General features: G+C 60.4%; 14 protein-coding genes, 1 pseudogene and 1 riboswitch. Of the genes and pseudogenes, 8 read left to right on the plus strand and 7 right to left on the minus strand.

Going from position 1 to position 14,110, the window contains the following annotated elements; translation table 11 throughout:
• Positions 1–33: 33 nt before the first annotated feature.
• Positions 34–243, minus strand: coding sequence for a hypothetical protein (locus HX793_RS05585; RefSeq protein WP_016978307.1), 210 nt, complete (start codon positions 241–243; stop codon positions 34–36).
• A 182-nt stretch (positions 244–425) separates the two neighbouring features.
• On the opposite strand from HX793_RS05585, the gene HX793_RS05590 reads away from it, so the two are divergent.
• Positions 426–683, plus strand: a complete 258-nt coding sequence (locus tag HX793_RS05590) for a hypothetical protein (RefSeq protein ID WP_016978306.1) — start codon at positions 426–428, stop codon at positions 681–683.
• Between the two features lie 123 nt (positions 684–806).
• Here the strand turns inward: HX793_RS05590 and HX793_RS05595 are convergent, their stop codons facing one another.
• Complete coding sequence (locus HX793_RS05595) at positions 807–1,970, minus strand: 1-acyl-sn-glycerol-3-phosphate acyltransferase (protein WP_025999883.1); 1,164 nt, start codon at positions 1,968–1,970, stop codon at positions 807–809.
• 131 nt (positions 1,971–2,101) lie between these two features.
• On the opposite strand from HX793_RS05595, the gene HX793_RS05600 reads away from it, so the two are divergent.
• Genes HX793_RS05600 through HX793_RS05610 form a run of 3 tightly spaced genes read left to right on the plus strand, consistent with a single transcriptional unit; the run spans position 2,102 to position 3,213 of the window.
• Positions 2,102–2,284, plus strand: coding sequence for a CPXCG motif-containing cysteine-rich protein (locus HX793_RS05600; RefSeq protein WP_177050231.1), 183 nt, complete (start codon positions 2,102–2,104; stop codon positions 2,282–2,284).
• Positions 2,285–2,295: 11 nt separating this feature from the next.
• The gene (locus HX793_RS05605; protein ID WP_177050229.1) at positions 2,296–2,556 is read left to right on the plus strand and encodes a putative signal transducing protein; all 261 of its coding nucleotides are present in this window, start codon (positions 2,296–2,298) and stop codon (positions 2,554–2,556) included.
• Positions 2,557–2,592: 36 nt separating this feature from the next.
• Entirely contained in the window at positions 2,593–3,213 is a 621-nt protein-coding gene (locus tag HX793_RS05610) for an SOS response-associated peptidase (RefSeq protein WP_177094943.1), read from the plus strand.
• On the opposite strand, the gene HX793_RS31965 is transcribed toward HX793_RS05610, so the two are convergent.
• Together HX793_RS31965 and HX793_RS31970 are read right to left on the minus strand one after the other, a co-directional pair.
• On the minus strand, positions 3,210–4,052 hold the full coding sequence (locus HX793_RS31965; RefSeq protein WP_371317952.1) for a methyl-accepting chemotaxis protein: 843 nt from the start codon (positions 4,050–4,052) through the stop codon (positions 3,210–3,212). The genes HX793_RS05610 and HX793_RS31965 overlap by 4 nt on opposite strands.
• A 15-nt stretch (positions 4,053–4,067) precedes the next feature.
• Positions 4,068–5,411 (minus strand): annotated as a pseudogene (locus HX793_RS31970) (methyl-accepting chemotaxis protein); the annotation flags it as partial.
• 184 nt (positions 5,412–5,595) lie between these two features.
• Between HX793_RS31970 and HX793_RS05620 the strand changes: the two are divergent.
• The gene (locus tag HX793_RS05620; protein WP_016978301.1) at positions 5,596–6,414 is read left to right on the plus strand and encodes a M48 family metallopeptidase; all 819 of its coding nucleotides are present in this window, start codon (positions 5,596–5,598) and stop codon (positions 6,412–6,414) included.
• A 121-nt stretch (positions 6,415–6,535) separates the two neighbouring features.
• Here HX793_RS05620 and HX793_RS05625 read toward each other — a convergent pair whose 3' ends face one another.
• From HX793_RS05625 to HX793_RS05635, 3 genes are all read right to left on the minus strand, one after another.
• Positions 6,536–7,120: a TMEM165/GDT1 family protein gene (locus HX793_RS05625; protein ID WP_016978300.1), complete on the minus strand. Its 585-nt coding sequence runs from the start codon at positions 7,118–7,120 to the stop codon at positions 6,536–6,538.
• An 88-nt stretch (positions 7,121–7,208) separates the two neighbouring features.
• Positions 7,209–7,330, minus strand: a riboswitch (yybP-ykoY riboswitch).
• Between the two features lie 50 nt (positions 7,331–7,380).
• Positions 7,381–8,379: a methyltransferase gene (locus HX793_RS05630; protein ID WP_177050226.1), complete on the minus strand. Its 999-nt coding sequence runs from the start codon at positions 8,377–8,379 to the stop codon at positions 7,381–7,383.
• A gap of 30 nt (positions 8,380–8,409) precedes the next feature.
• On the minus strand, positions 8,410–9,375 hold the full coding sequence (locus HX793_RS05635; protein ID WP_177050225.1) for a 2-hydroxyacid dehydrogenase: 966 nt from the start codon (positions 9,373–9,375) through the stop codon (positions 8,410–8,412).
• 85 nt (positions 9,376–9,460) lie between these two features.
• Between HX793_RS05635 and HX793_RS05640 the strand changes: the two genes are divergently transcribed.
• From HX793_RS05640 to HX793_RS05650, 3 genes are all read left to right on the plus strand, one after another.
• Complete coding sequence (locus HX793_RS05640) at positions 9,461–10,093, plus strand: LysE family translocator (RefSeq protein ID WP_016978297.1); 633 nt, start codon at positions 9,461–9,463, stop codon at positions 10,091–10,093.
• Between the two features lie 131 nt (positions 10,094–10,224).
• Positions 10,225–11,907, plus strand: a complete 1,683-nt coding sequence (locus HX793_RS05645; protein WP_177050224.1) for a fatty acid--CoA ligase — start codon at positions 10,225–10,227, stop codon at positions 11,905–11,907.
• A gap of 330 nt (positions 11,908–12,237) precedes the next feature.
• Positions 12,238–14,109 (plus strand): DUF1302 domain-containing protein, encoded by a 1,872-nt coding sequence (locus HX793_RS05650; RefSeq protein ID WP_095014741.1) that lies wholly within the window; start codon positions 12,238–12,240, stop codon positions 14,107–14,109.
• Position 14,110 lies beyond the last annotated feature (1 nt).

Raw genomic sequence — 14,110 nt, forward strand, 5'->3', positions numbered from 1 at the left:
AGTGATGAGCCCGGCTTTTTTTCGCCTCCAGTTTCACGCGGCGGTGTCGATACAGAAATCCAGCAGGCTCACCCCTGTCAGCAGATCGGTCTCCGGCAGGTCTGCGTGCTGGTGCCCGCCGAGGGCGCAATACACCAGCCAGTGGCGGTCCTGGACGTTGAAGGCCAGGCCGCCGACCAGTGCTTCTTGCTCATCACTTTGGGTGATCAGGTACAGCCGATCCTGGTTTTGCGCGTGCAGCATGACAAGCTCCTAAGCGTCGAAGGGCAACAGAGTGGCTTGTTAAGGTGACGTTCAGGTGACGGCGTAAATTACTGGATACATTAGCCGTCAATGGGGGAGGGAGCATTTACGGCGCCGGAGGCCACTATCGTTCAGGTTTGTATCTGAATCGATACCAAAATACTGTTCTACCGAGGTTTGCGATGGCGCTGCCTGCACTTTTGATCAACGTTGTTGCGTTAGCCGTGGCTTGCCCGGGCGCTGCGCTGCTGTTCATTACCCGCCTGCGCGAACAGCGCGCAATGGCCGACCTGACCGCGCAGGGCGAAGACCGCGCGATCGACCAACCGATGTTGTTTCTGGATGTGCGCACCGAACGGGCGCATCGTCTGGCTTACCGCGTAGGGTTTGCCTGTTTGGCGCTGGCGCTGGCCATCTCCTGGCTCAGCACCCGCCTCTAAAAACGCCATAAAACAAATGTGGGAGCTGGCTTGCCTGCGAAAGCATCACCGAGGTGTGACTGATCCACCGAGGCGTCCGCATCGCAGGCAAGCCAGCTCCCACAGAAGCCAGCTCTCGTAGCGTCAGAGAGGTATGCCGGCCTTGACTCGATATTGATTACGCACCGGCGTTGCATATTGCACCACCAGGAAGGGGCGGTGCTCGGCCGGGCACTCGTTCAAGCGTCGCTCCCACTCCGCCTTCGCCTTGGCCAGTTCGTCCGCCGGGAACACTTCGGCGGCGGTCGGCACCTGCAATTGCGGGTCGGCATCGCTCCACTGGGCGTAGGCCAGGTAATGCACCGGAAACAAGCGGTATCCGCCGAGAATCTGCCGGTCCATTTCGGCGGCCAGCAGCTTGGTGTCTTCGAAACGCTCGGTGATCGGCGGCGCGAAGTTCACATGCACCCGGCCTTTGTAGCCGGTGATGCCCAGCGCAATGCTCACGTCATCCTCGCCCGGCGCCTTGCTGTAGGTACCGGTGGTAGCGCGGATGTACAGTTCGCGGGCCTTGGCTGAATCGCAGGGGTCGTATTCGTAGCTGATGGACACCGGCGTCAGGTTCAGCGACTGGATCACCTCGGCAAACGGCTCATCCTTGCGGCTGACGTGGAACATCTTGAGGATCGCCGACTCGGTGCGATCATCCCCATCCTTGGCGCGCCCTTCAGCCTGGGCGATCCAGATCGATGCAACGTCGTTGCGGATCGAATGGTTGATGTACGCCGACAGCAACTGATACGCCGCCATCTTCTCTTTGCGCCCGGTGATCGAGCGGTGCACGATGAAGCTCTTGTTCAGGCGCATCAGGTCGCTGACAAACGGCTTTTGCAGCAGGTTGTCGCCGATGGCGATACGTGGCGTCGGCAGGCCGGCGTGGTACACGGCGTAGTTGACGAAGGCCGGGTCCATCACGATATCGCGGTGGTTGGCCAGGAACAGGTAAGCCGTGCCGGACTTGAGTTGCTCGACGCCGGTGTAGGTCACGCCGTCGGTCGCCCGATCGATGGTGTGGTCGACGTAGTACTCGACTTTGTCCTGCAGCGTGGCCACGGTGGTGACGCCAGCGAACTCGCGGCGCAGTTTGCGGGCGATCATCGGCTTGAGCAGCCAGCCCAGGGCGCCGGCAAAGCGCGGGAAGCGGAAGTGGGTCAGGATGTCCAGAAAGGCCTTGTCACTGAACAGACGTGCCAGCACTGCCGGGACTTCGCTGTCGTTGTAAGGTCGGATGGTATCGAATTCGCCCATCATGCTCTCTTGTTAGAAACGGCTAGGGTAAGTAAAGGAAATACCAGGGGGCGGACTGAGGAATGGCCCAGCCGGAAATAGCCCTGTAAATAGACCGGCGATTATACGCACAAGTCACCTTGGAGGCTGCGATGCTGGAAAATGCGACGTACGATTGTCCTTATTGCGGTGAAGAGGTCGAGACAACCGTGGATTTGTCTGGCGGTGACCAGATCTATATAGAAGACTGCCAAGTATGTTGCCGGCCGATCATTTTCGATCTGCAGGTGCATGGGGAAGAGTGGATGCTCGAAACCCGAAGTGAAAACGAATAACGGATACACCCATGCAGCGAATCTACGAACCGGAAAACCTGATGGAAGGCGAGCTGCTGCAACAGATGCTCGCCAGCGAGGGCATCGAGGCGCACCTGGTGGGCCGGCATTTGCTCGGCGGCACTGGCGAGCTGCCGATCTTTGGTCTGTTGGGCCTGGAGGTGGACAATGACCGGGCCATGCACGCCCGCGAGCTGATCACTGCCTATATCGGCGCACAACCGCTGCCCGGCGATGAACCTGACAGCTTCCCTGACGTGCTGGTCTGTTAGGCTGTCGGTCGGTTTACCCAAGAGTCGTGTTGCCCCATGTGTGGACGTTATGCCCTGTTTCGCTGGAACCCCGCCTTTGCTGCCTTGCCGGGCTTTCCGGCCGACCAGCAGGCCCAGTGGAATATTTCCCCGAATGATTCGGTGCTGATCCAGCGCGTCACCGATGGCCAGCGCACCCTGGCCCGCGCTCGCTGGGGCCTCACGCCGCCGTGGTTGACCGATCTTTCCCGCACGCCCGCCCATGCCCGCGCCGAAACCCTGGCCGAACAACCGATGTTCCGCGAAGCGTTCCGTCTGCGCCGTTGCCTGCTGCCCGCCAATGGGTTCTACGAATGGCGCGGCACCCAGCGCAAACGCCCGTACTGGCTGACGACGGGGGAGGGCTCCACGTTGTTTTTCGCCGCGATCTGGGAAGCGTATCCGGTGCAGGAACAGGTGTGGTTGAGCACGGCGGTAGTGACCCAGGCGGCGCAGGCCCAGCGTCGCCCGCTGATTCTGGATGAGGCCGGGCAGGCAGCCTGGCTCGATCCCGAGACGCCGTTGCATGTATTGCAAGGCCTGCTGGCCAGTGAGCCCGTCGCGCTGCGCGAAAGAGTCCTGGCCAACATGGTCAACGATCCCAAGCTCAATGGGCCGGAGTGCCTGACCCCGGCTTAGACCTTGAACTGATTGATCAGCCGGCGCTGCTGTTCCGCCAGCTTGGTCAAGTCCGCACTGGCCGCGCTGGATTCATCCGCGCCGCCTGCTACTTCATTGGCCACCTGGCCGATATTGATCACGTTACGGTTGATGTCCTCGGCCACCGCGCTCTGTTCTTCGGCGGCACTGGCGATCTGGGTGTTCATGTCGTTGATCACCGAGACGGCCTGGGTGATCGTCTCCAGCGCTTCGGCCGCCTTGGCCGCGTGTTGCACGCTTTCATCGGTGCGGTTCTGGCTGTCCTCCATCACCCGCACCACGTCCCGCGTGCCTTGTTGCAACTGCTGGATCATGGTCTGGATTTCTTCGGTGGCCTTCTGGGTCTTTTGCGCCAGGTTGCGCACTTCGTCGGCGACCACCGCAAAACCACGGCCTTGCTCCCCGGCCCGCGCCGCTTCGATGGCGGCATTGAGCGCGAGCAGGTTGGTCTGTTCGGCAATCCCGCGAATCGCCGTGAGGATGGCGTTGATGTTCTCGCTGTCCTTGGCCAGTGTTTGCACCACGCTGACCGCTTTGCCGATTTCTTCAGCCAGTGCGCCGATGGAGGTGGAGGTGTCGCGCACGATGCGCATGCCTTGGCTTGCGGCCTGATCGGCATGGCTGGCGGCTTGGGCGGCTTGGGTGGCGTTGCGCGCAACATCTTGTGCAGTCGCGGTCATCTCATGTACAGCGGTGGCGACCTGGTCGATTTCCACCATCTGTTTGTGCACGCCCTGGTTGGTACGTATCGCGATGTCGGCGGTGTGTTCCGAGGAGTCGCTGACTTTCTGCACCGAACTCACCACCTGGGTGATCATGCCCTGCAGCTTGATCAGGAAGGTGTTGAAGCCGCTCGCGATCGCGCCCAGTTCATCGACGCGGTCGCTGGTCAGGCGCCGCGTCAGGTCACCTTCGCCCTGGGCGATGTCATTGAGCATCGCGACCATTTGCTTGAGCGGACGGGCAATGCCGTGGCCGACCAGCCAGATCACCAGCAAGCCAATACCCGCGATCAACAAACCGGCGATGGTCATGCCGAAGATGTCAGTCTTGCGCTGGGCTTCCAGGTCGCTTTGCAGCTTCTGCGAATCGGCCATCACGGCGCTGAGGGGCAGTTGCAGCATCAAGGTCCAGCGCGCGTCGGCCTGGCCGATGTTGAACGGCAGGAACAGCTCGATGTGCCCGTGTTCCTTGTCGATGTCGTAGCGCACTTCGCCGACTTTCAGTTGGCCGAGGTTGGCCAGTTCATTGCTGTCGAGCAGGTCGCTGGCCTTTTCGCCGAGCTTGCTGGCATCCTTGGTGTAGGCCACCAGGCGGCCGTTGCTGGAGATCAGCGCCAGTTCACCAGCACCGTTGTAGAGTTTTTGATCGGCGCTGGTGAGCATGTCCTGGATGAAGTTCACCGACAGGTCGGCACCAACGATGCCCTGGAAGGTGCCGTCGATCATGATCGGCTCGATGAACGAAGCCAGCATCACCATCGCGTTGCCCACCTTGTAAGGGGCGGGGTCGATGGCGCAGGCCTTTTTGTTTTCCTTGGAGCACAGGTAGTACTCACTGGCGCGTACGCCGGTGGAGAGGATGTTCTGGTCGTTGACGTCGGCGAGCTTGTCCAGGCCCAGGCTGCCATCGGCGTTGCGATACCACCACGGCAGGAAGCGGCCGTCGGCGGCCATGCCGATAATGGGGCTGTTCACATAGGCCGCGTCGTTATGATCGATCGCGTTGGGCTCCCAGCCAATGTAGGCGCCGAGGATCTTCGGATTGCGCACCACGGTTTCATGCAGCAGGTTGATCAGTTGCTCGCGGCCGACTTGCAGGGCCGGTTCGCCCTTGGCGTCTTTCATGCCGAGCAGGGCGTTGGCGGTGGCCAGGCTCTTGGCAGTCACCAAGGGTGCTTCCAGTTCGCGCTGGATCAAGGTGGCTTGGGTTTGCGCCAAGGCGGTCAGGCGCTGCTCGATGATCTGTTCGAATTGCACCTGGGTGCGATCCTGCACCATCTCTTGGGTCCGCGCTCCGGCAAACAAGGCGTACAGCACCAGCACCGCGACCACGCTCAGGACAATCGCCCCGGCCAGTGCCGCGACAGAAAATTGGATCGACTTGAATTTCATGAAAGCTCCGGGCACAGGGGAGAGAATCCGCCTTTTTGTATCGGCCACGGGCGCGCAGGGCATTAGGGGTTGTCCTACAAAAAAGTTTGGGGTGTCGCAAATGGAATGCCCGCCGCCGTTGTTGGCGTTGGCGCCGTGGGATGTATCTGAAAATCAGCGGTTACACGTCTGGTGTATCTGGCGTCGATACAAACGAGCGCCTACGATACGCGCCATGTTTTAAGGGCGTGTTTTCAGGGAGAGGTTCATGAAGAAGTCATTGGCAGTTAGCGGCCTGGTTGCAGCGATGCTGCTGGCCGGGTGTCAGTCGGTCAACACCACCAGCGGCGGCGCCGTTGGGGTTGAGCGCAAGCAGTACATGTTCAGCATGCTGTCGAGCCAGGAAGTCGACCAGATGTATGCCCAGTCCTACCAGCAGACCCTGGGAGAGGCCAGCAGCAAGGGCCAACTGGACAAGACCAGCGCCAACGCCAAGCGCGTGCAGGCCATCGCCAACCGCTTGATCGCCCAGGCGCCGACGTTCCGTGCGGATGCCGCGCAGTGGAAGTGGGAAGTGAACCTGATCAAGAGCGACGAGATGAACGCCAACTGCGGGCCTGGCGGCAAGATCTTCGTGTACAGCGCATTGATCGATAACCTCAAGCTCACCGATGACGAACTGGCCGCCGTGATGGGTCATGAAATCGCCCACGCCTTGCGTGAACACGGCCGTGAAGCCATGTCCAAGGCCTACGGGATCGAGATGGCGAAGCAGGGCGCCGGTGCGTTGTTCGGCCTCGGCCAAGACAGCTTGGCATTGGCCGATACCGTGGCCAACTACGGCATGACCTTGCCCAACAGCCGCAGCAATGAAAACGAAGCGGACCTGATCGGCCTGGAGCTGTCGGCCCGTGCCGGCTATAACCCGAACGCTGCCATCACCTTGTGGAACAAGATGGCTAAAGCCTCGGAAGGTGCGCCGCCGGAGTTCATGAGTACTCACCCGGCCTCCGACAGCCGAATCGCCTCGTTGCAGGCGGCAATTCCGAAGGTGATGCCGCTTTACCAGCAGGCCAAAAAGTCCTGAGTTAACGCAGATCAATGTGGGAGCCGGGCTTGCCCGCGATGCAGGCGGCTCGGTCTTTCAGTTGCACCGGGTTGCTGCCATCGCAGGCAAGCCAGCTCCCACAGGGATCGGGTTTACAGATTTAGATCCAACCGCTGCTCTGCATGGCCTTGTAAACCGCCACAATCGCCAGGATGAAGAACGCCGACGCCGCCAGTCGACGAATCAGCGTCAACGGCAGTTTCTCCGCTGCAAAATTCCCCGCCAAGACCACCGGCACGTTGGCAATCAGCATGCCCAGGGTTGTCCCGATAATCACCAGCCACAACTCCGGGTACTGCGCCGCCAGCATCACCGTGGCGATCTGCGTCTTGTCACCGATTTCCGCGAGGAAGAACGCGATCAGCGTGGTCAGGAACGGACCGAATTTGCGCGTGGTACTGGCTTCGTCATCGTCGAGTTTGTCGGGCACCAGGGTCCACAAGGCCGTGGCGCAGAAACTCGCCGCAAGGATCCAGTGCAACACCGCATCCGAGAAGAAACTGCCGAACCAGGCCCCCACGGCACCGGCGGCCGCATGGTTGGCCAGGGTCGCGGCGACGATGCCGGCGATGATCGGCCAGGGTTTGCGAAAGCGTGCGGCCAGGATGAGCGCGAGCAGTTGCGTCTTGTCGCCGATTTCGGCCAAGGCAACGATTGCGGTAGGAACGAGTAGTGAATCCAGCATCAGGTAGGTTTCCAGGGGCGGGTCGACACGGCTATGACACGTACAGCCTTCCCGCCCCGGGTAAGGTGTGCGTGTCATAGGTCTTGTCAAACCCCGGTCCGTCTGTGCGGACTCCTGGGTCGCATACGCCATGGTCTGCTGACCAAGTATGTTGACGTATGCCGGACGAGCGTGGCGCTCGTGGGAGACTACTCCCCTAGGACGGAGCGGATTCTGCCTAGGCAAAATCCATTCGGCAAGCCTTCTTTTTCAAACGCCCGTCAGCCGCGCTTGGCGCGGTAGATGCGAAAACCGTTGCCCTCGGCCTTGATCGCACACACGCCCAGGTGCTCTTCGATCAGTGGTTGGTATTTGAGGAAGCTGTTGGCAACCAGACGAAGTTCGCCGCCTTTTGCCAGGTGTTTCGCCGCTTTTCGCAGCAGGTTCTCAGTGGCGAAATAATCGGTGTGCACGCCGACATGGAACGGCGGGTTGCTCAAAATCGCGTTCAAACCCATCGGTGCTGCGTCGATGCCATCACCGGTCAACACCTCGGCTTCCAGACCATTGGCGGCCAGGGTCAAGCGACTGCTGGCGGCGGCGAAGGCATCCACGTCGAGCATCGTCACCGTGTTGTGCGGGTAGCGACGTTTGACCGCAGCCCCCAGCACGCCCGCGCCACAACCGAAGTCCAGCAAATGGCCGCTTGGCAGTTTGTCCAGATGTTCCAGCAACAACTCGGTACCACGATCCAGGCGCCCGTGGCTGAACACGCCTGGCAGGCTCACCACTTTGAGCGGGCCCTCGGCCAGCGGCACGTCGAAGACCTGCGCGAGGCTCTCAAGCTCGACGGCTTGCGGGGCGTTGGCCACGGTGATCTGCCACAACTGGCAATGCCGCGCACTGTCGAGCTTGCGCGGTTTGCCGAAGGGGATCAGCTGCTTGGCGGCGCTTTCGATACCGGCTTTCTTCTCGCCGACCAAAAACAGCTCGGCGCCGGGCAAGCGCGAGGCCACGGCGTTGAGCAGGTAGTCGGTGAGGTCCTTGGACTTGGGCAGGAAGATCACCGCCGTATCAAACGCCCGGTCAGGCACGTTCACGCCGAACTGGCTGCGCTCAGGGAAACGTGCGTCGAGCGCCGCCTGATCGCCGGCATGCCAGCACCAGCCGTGGGCATTGGGCAGGCGACCCAGCAGGTCGTCGGCAGGCAACCCCACCAGCAGCAGGTTGCCTTGAAAAAGTTCGGCCTGACGAAGCAGTACTTCACTGCGCGGATCCATGGTCTGCTCCTTGAAAAGGGGCGCAGTTTATCAACTGACGACGCGCAGCGGGGCCCCGTTGAAAAAGCCCCGGGCGTTTTCCGCCAGTTGGCCGACGATGCGCTGGCGCGCTTCGCGACTGCCCCAGGCATTGTGCGGGGTGACGATCAGTCGAGGGATATCACCGGCCAACAGTGGGTTGCCATTCACCGGCGGTTCCACGCTCAGTACATCGGTGGCCGCGCCGCCCAAATGGCCGCTGCGCAAGGCGTCCGCCAGGGCCTGTTCGTTGATCAAACCACCGCGCGCCGTGTTCACCACAAACGCGCCAGGCTTGAGCAGCGCCAGCTCGCGGGCGCCGATAAAGTCGCGGGTGTGCTCGTTGAGCGGGCAGTGCAGGGTGAGTGCATCCACCTGGGTCAGCAATTCATCCAGTGGCACGCGGTCCGCACGGGCCGGGCGGCCTGGAATCGCGCCGAGCAGGACACGCATGCCGAACGCTTCGGCCAGTCGCGCGACGGCGCCGCCCAACTCACCATGGCCGAGCAGGCCGAGGGTCTTGCCTTCCAGCTCGACAATTGGGTGGTCCAGCAGGCAGAACTGCTTGGCCTCCTGCCACTTGCCGGCACTCACATCCCGTTGATAGTCCTTCAAGCGCGTCGCCAGGTTAAGCAACAGCATGATTGTATGTTGCGCCACCGACGGCGTGCCGTAGCCCTGGCAGTTGCTCACGGTGATGTCATGGGCGCGGGCGGCGTCGAGGTCGACGTTATTGGTGCCGGTGGCCGACACCAGGATCAGCTTGAGGTCCGGGCAGGCCGCCAGAGTTTCGGTGTTGAGGGCGATTTTGTTGCTGATGACCACGTGGGCGCCTTGCACGCGTTCGATCACGTTCTGCGGCGTGGTGCCGGTAAACAACTGCAACTCGCTGAAGCTGTCTCGCAGCTCGCTGAGGTCGAGGTCCCCCAGGTCCAGGGACGGGTGATCAAGGAAGACGGCGCGGCGATTGTTCGTCATCAACTGTACCTTTTGCGACAGGGTTCGAAGGCGTAATCTCCCGAGCCTATCAGATGAAATAATCAGTTACTTAATTGGAGTGAGCATGTACGCCGCCGAATTTTTGACCGTAGCCCTGATTCACTTGTTGGCGGTGGCCAGCCCCGGCCCGGATTTCGCGGTGGTGGTGCGTGAGAGTGTCACCCACGGCCGTCGCGCCGGGACCTGGACTGCGCTGGGCGTCGGCTCGGCGATTTTCCTGCACGTAGGTTATTCGTTGCTCGGTATCGGCTTGATCGTGTCCCAGTCCATCGTGCTGTTCAACGCCCTGAAATGGGCGGCCGCCGCCTACCTGCTGTACATCGGTTTCAAGGCCCTGCGCGCGCAGCCGGCCAAGCCAGTCGCCGAAGGCGAACTGCACCGCGAAGCGGGCGAGCGCACCCCACGTGGTGCGTTTACCGCAGGCTTTGTCACCAACGGCTTGAACCCCAAGGCCACGCTGTTCTTCCTGTCGTTGTTCACCGTGGTGATCAACCCCCATACACCGCTGGCGATCCAAGCCGGTTACGGCGTGTACCTGGCGGTGGCGACGGCGCTGTGGTTCTGTTTGGTGGCGATGCTGTTCAGCCAGCAGCGCGTGCGCGCCGGGTTTGCGCGGATGGGACACTGGTTTGATCGGACCATGGGCGCGGTGTTGATTGCCATCGGCGTGAAACTGGCATTCACCAGCATGAAATAAGCTGAATGCTGGCGCAAAGCTAGCATTCATTGGGGGCTGCAAATCATTCCTTTGGCTGATTTGGCTGAAACATATGCGCTCTACAGTGCAGTTCTTTCAGCCAAGACCATGCAGTCATAAAAGGGATTCGTATGTTGCAGACCCGTGTTATCCCGCCCGCCGAAGGTGCGTACCAATACCCGCTGTTGATCAAACGCCTGTTGATGTCCGGCACCCGCTATGAAAAGACCCGGGAAATCGTCTACCGCGACAAACTGCGTTACACCTACCCCACCCTGATCGAGCGCGTTGCGCGCCTGGCCAATGTGCTGACTGAAGCGGGTGTGAAGGCCGGTGATACCGTGGCGGTGATGGACTGGGACAGCCACCGTTACCTCGAATGCATGTTCGCCATCCCGATGATTGGCGCGGTGATCCACACCATCAACGTGCGCCTGTCGCCGGAACAGATCCTCTACACCATGAACCACGCCGAGGACCGCTTCGTGCTGGTCAACAGTGAGTTCGTGGGGCTTTACCAGGCGATTGCCGGGCAACTGACCACGGTCGACAAGACCCTGCTGCTTACCGACGGCGAGTCCAAGAACGCCGAACTGCCCAACCTGGTGGGCGAGTACGAAACCCTGCTGGCCGCCGCCAGCCCGAAGTACGACTTCCAAGACTTCAACGAAAATTCTGTCGCCACCACTTTCTACACCACCGGTACCACCGGTAACCCCAAGGGCGTGTATTTCACCCACCGCCAGTTGGTGCTGCACACCATGGGCGTGGCGACCATTATGGGCAGCGTCGACAGCGTGCGGTTGCTCGGCACCAACGACGTGTACATGCCGATCACGCCGATGTTCCACGTGCACGCCTGGGGCTTGCCGTACGTGGCGACCATGCTCGGGCTGAAACAGGTCTACCCTGGCCGCTACGACCCGGAATATCTGGTGGAGCTGTGGCGCAAGGAAAAGGTCACTTTCTCCCATTGCGTACCGACCATCCTGCAAATGGTGCTCAATGCCAAAGCGGCCCAGGACGTGGATTTCGGTGGCTGGAAAATCGTCATCGGTGGCAGTGCGCTTAACCGTTCGCTGTACGAAGCGTCCAAGGCCCGTGGCATTCAGTTGACCGCCGCGTATGGCATGTCCGAGACCGGGCCGCTGGTGTCCTGCGCCCATCTCAACGAAGAGTTGATGGCTGGCAGCGAGGATGAGCGCACCACTTACCGCATCAAGGCCGGCGTCCCCGGACCGTTGGTGGAGGCCGCGATCATTGATGGCGACGGCAACTTCCTACCGGCTGACGGTGAGTCCCAAGGTGAGCTGGTGCTGCGCGCGCCGTGGCTCAGCGAAGGCTATTTCAACGAGCCGCAAAAAGGCGCCGAGCTGTGGGAAGGCGGCTGGATGCACACGGGCGACGTGGCCACGCTGGATGCCTTCGGCGTGATCGACATCCGCGACCGCATCAAGGATGTGATCAAGACCGGCGGCGAGTGGGTCTCCTCCCTGGCCCTCGAAGACCTGGTCAGCCGTCACCCGGCGGTACGCGAAGTAGCGGTGGTGGGCATCGCCGATCCGCAGTGGGGCGAGCGTCCGTTCGCGTTGCTGGTGGTGCGTGATGGCCATGTGATAGGGGCCCGAGAGCTCAAGGAACACCTCAAGCCGTTCGTGGAGCTGGGGCACTTGAGCAAGTGGGCGATTCCAAGCCAGATCGCCGTTGTTACCGAAATTCCCAAGACCAGCGTAGGAAAACTCGACAAAAAACGTATCCGTATCGACATCATCGAATGGCAGGCCAACAACAGCACGTTCCTATCCACCCTTTGAGCTGATCCGCCGTGCCCTTTTGGCACGGCAATGCTCTATCTCGCGCCTTCACTTGTGATTTGCCGATTTTCAGCCATCCTTGCCGCGTCGGCCTTCGTCGACGTGGCGAAAGGGTCGTGGCAGACGGGTTGGTGATGCAAATCACACTTTAGAGGGATCAAGCACTACCCCCCGCTGGCTATAGTCCCTTCCAGAGTTTTTCAAGGATGTTCCGCTTCGGGCCATGGGGGCTCGGCTGCCGAGCGGCATTGGAATCGTTGTATTCCGGCCGTTACATGCATCACAGAAAGAACTCACTGCCATAACAATAATGCACATGGAGTAGCGTCGATGACCTCAGTAAACCAGTTCTGGCGCCGGGCAAGACTGCCCCTGGCCGTCAGTCTCGCTTCTACGCTCGCCGGGCCCGCATTCGGCGTCAGTTTCAACATTGGTGAAATCGAAGGGAGCTTTGACTCGTCGCTTTCCGTGGGGGCGAGCTGGTCGACAGCCAAGCCCAACAAGGACCTGATCGGCGCCAACAATGGCGGTCGTGGCCTGTCCCAGACTTCCGACGACGGCCACCTTAACTTCAAGCGCGGCGAGACCTTTTCGAAGATCTTCAAGGGCATCCATGATTTGGAACTGAAGTACGGAGACACCGGTGTTTTTGTACGAGGCAAGTACTGGTATGACTTTGAGCTAAAGGACGAAAGTCGCCCCTTCAAGGACATCAGTGACAACAACCGTAAAGAAGGCGCCAAGTCCTCTGGCGGGCAGATTCTCGATGCGTTCATCTACCACAACTATTCCATTGCCGATCAGCCCGGTAACGTGCGATTCGGTAAGCAAGTAGTGAGCTGGGGTGAAAGTACCTTCATCGGCGGCGGCATCAACTCCATCAACCCGATCGATGTATCGGCGTTCCGTCGTCCGGGTGCAGAAGTCAAAGAGGGTTTGATTCCGGTCAACATGTTCTATGTGTCGCAAACGCTGACGGATAATTTGTCGGCGGAGGCGTTTTATCAGTTGGAGTGGGACCAGACGGTAACGGATAACTGCGGAACGTTCTTCTCCCAGCCCGATATTATTTCAGATGGCTGTACCGATAACCTGCGTGTATTGAACAAGCGTTCTCGAATTAACCCCGCAGCTTATCCGACCCTCAACAGCTTTGGTGTTGATGTAAACGAAGAAGGGGTAAAGGTTGCTCGTGGCGGTGACAGGGATGCCCGGGACAGCGGGCAGTTCGGCGTTGCCTTCCATTACAACTATGAGCCGTTGGACACGGAGTTCGGCGCTTACTTCATGAATTACCATAGCCGGGCACCTATCTTCAGTGCTCGCGGCGCCTCCCAGTCCCTCTATAACCTGCTCAATAACCCAGGCGCGCCCGCGGCGTTACGGCAATTGGCGCCTGTGATAATCGCCGGCAACTCCCAGTATTTTGTCGAGTATCCAGAAGATATTCGTTTGTATGGCTTGAGCTTCTCCACCACCCTGCCTACCGGCACTGCGTGGAGTGGTGAGGTGAGTTATCGTCCGAATGCGCCGGTGCAACTGAACTCGACGGATATTCTATTTGCCGGTGTCACACCGTTGAACGGTTATTCCAATGCCTCTGTGCTCAAAGGCGTTCCAGGACAGGATCTCAATGGTTATCGGCGTAAGGAAATTACCCAGCTACAAACAACATTCACGCATTTCTTTGATCAGGTCATGGGGGCAAGCCGCCTGACGACGGTGGGCGAAATCGGCGTCACACATGTGGGCGGGCTGGAAAGCAAGTCCAAGACTCGTTATGGCCGCGACCCGGTTTTCGGCCCTGGTAGTCTGCCTGCCGGTTTCTGCAATGGCCTCAACGCCTCGACCGCCGCAGGTGCCGGTGTGCCCGTTGCGGACCTGAACACTAACTGCAACAACGACGGTTTCACCACCTCCACCTCCTGGGGCTACCGCGCCCGTGCCATTTGGGAATATCCGGACGTCTTCGCCGGTGTGAACCTGAAGCCCAACGTCGCTTGGTCCCATGACGTCAGCGGTTATTCGCCAGGCCCTGGCGGTAACTTCGAAGAAGGTCGCAAGGCGGTCAGCCTGGGCCTGGATGCCGAGTACCAGAACACCTACACCGCCAGCCTGGCCTACACCAACTTCTTTGGTGGCAAGTTCAGTACGGTGGATGACCGCGACTTCGTCGCTTTGAGCTTCGGCGCCAACTTCTAAG

Origin of the sequence: Pseudomonas reactans (assembly GCF_013387025.1) — a bacterium.
Taxonomy (GTDB): domain Bacteria; phylum Pseudomonadota; class Gammaproteobacteria; order Pseudomonadales; family Pseudomonadaceae; genus Aquipseudomonas; species Aquipseudomonas reactans.

What these genes read in the sequence shown, in the direction of transcription:
- HX793_RS05610 (WP_177094943.1), top strand. Translation starts at nt 2,593, where the DNA reads ATGTGTGGACGTTATGCCCTGTTTCGCTGGAACCCCGCCTTTGCTGCC.
- HX793_RS05630 (WP_177050226.1), bottom strand. Translation starts at nt 8,379, where the DNA reads ATGGATCCGCGCAGTGAAGTACTGCTTCGTCAGGCCGAACTTTTTCAA.
- HX793_RS05635 (WP_177050225.1), bottom strand. Translation starts at nt 9,375, where the DNA reads ATGACGAACAATCGCCGCGCCGTCTTCCTTGATCACCCGTCCCTGGAC.
- HX793_RS05620 (WP_016978301.1), top strand. Translation starts at nt 5,596, where the DNA reads ATGAAGAAGTCATTGGCAGTTAGCGGCCTGGTTGCAGCGATGCTGCTG.
- HX793_RS31965 (WP_371317952.1), bottom strand. Translation starts at nt 4,052, where the DNA reads ATGATCACCCAGGTGGTGAGTTCGGTGCAGAAAGTCAGCGACTCCTCG.
- HX793_RS05595 (WP_025999883.1), bottom strand. Translation starts at nt 1,970, where the DNA reads ATGGGCGAATTCGATACCATCCGACCTTACAACGACAGCGAAGTCCCG.
- HX793_RS05600 (WP_177050231.1), top strand. Translation starts at nt 2,102, where the DNA reads ATGCTGGAAAATGCGACGTACGATTGTCCTTATTGCGGTGAAGAGGTC.
- HX793_RS05605 (WP_177050229.1), top strand. Translation starts at nt 2,296, where the DNA reads ATGCAGCGAATCTACGAACCGGAAAACCTGATGGAAGGCGAGCTGCTG.
- HX793_RS05650 (WP_095014741.1), top strand. Translation starts at nt 12,238, where the DNA reads ATGACCTCAGTAAACCAGTTCTGGCGCCGGGCAAGACTGCCCCTGGCC.
- HX793_RS05645 (WP_177050224.1), top strand. Translation starts at nt 10,225, where the DNA reads ATGTTGCAGACCCGTGTTATCCCGCCCGCCGAAGGTGCGTACCAATAC.
- HX793_RS05585 (WP_016978307.1), bottom strand. Translation starts at nt 243, where the DNA reads ATGCTGCACGCGCAAAACCAGGATCGGCTGTACCTGATCACCCAAAGT.
- HX793_RS05625 (WP_016978300.1), bottom strand. Translation starts at nt 7,120, where the DNA reads ATGCTGGATTCACTACTCGTTCCTACCGCAATCGTTGCCTTGGCCGAA.
- HX793_RS05590 (WP_016978306.1), top strand. Translation starts at nt 426, where the DNA reads ATGGCGCTGCCTGCACTTTTGATCAACGTTGTTGCGTTAGCCGTGGCT.
- HX793_RS05640 (WP_016978297.1), top strand. Translation starts at nt 9,461, where the DNA reads ATGTACGCCGCCGAATTTTTGACCGTAGCCCTGATTCACTTGTTGGCG.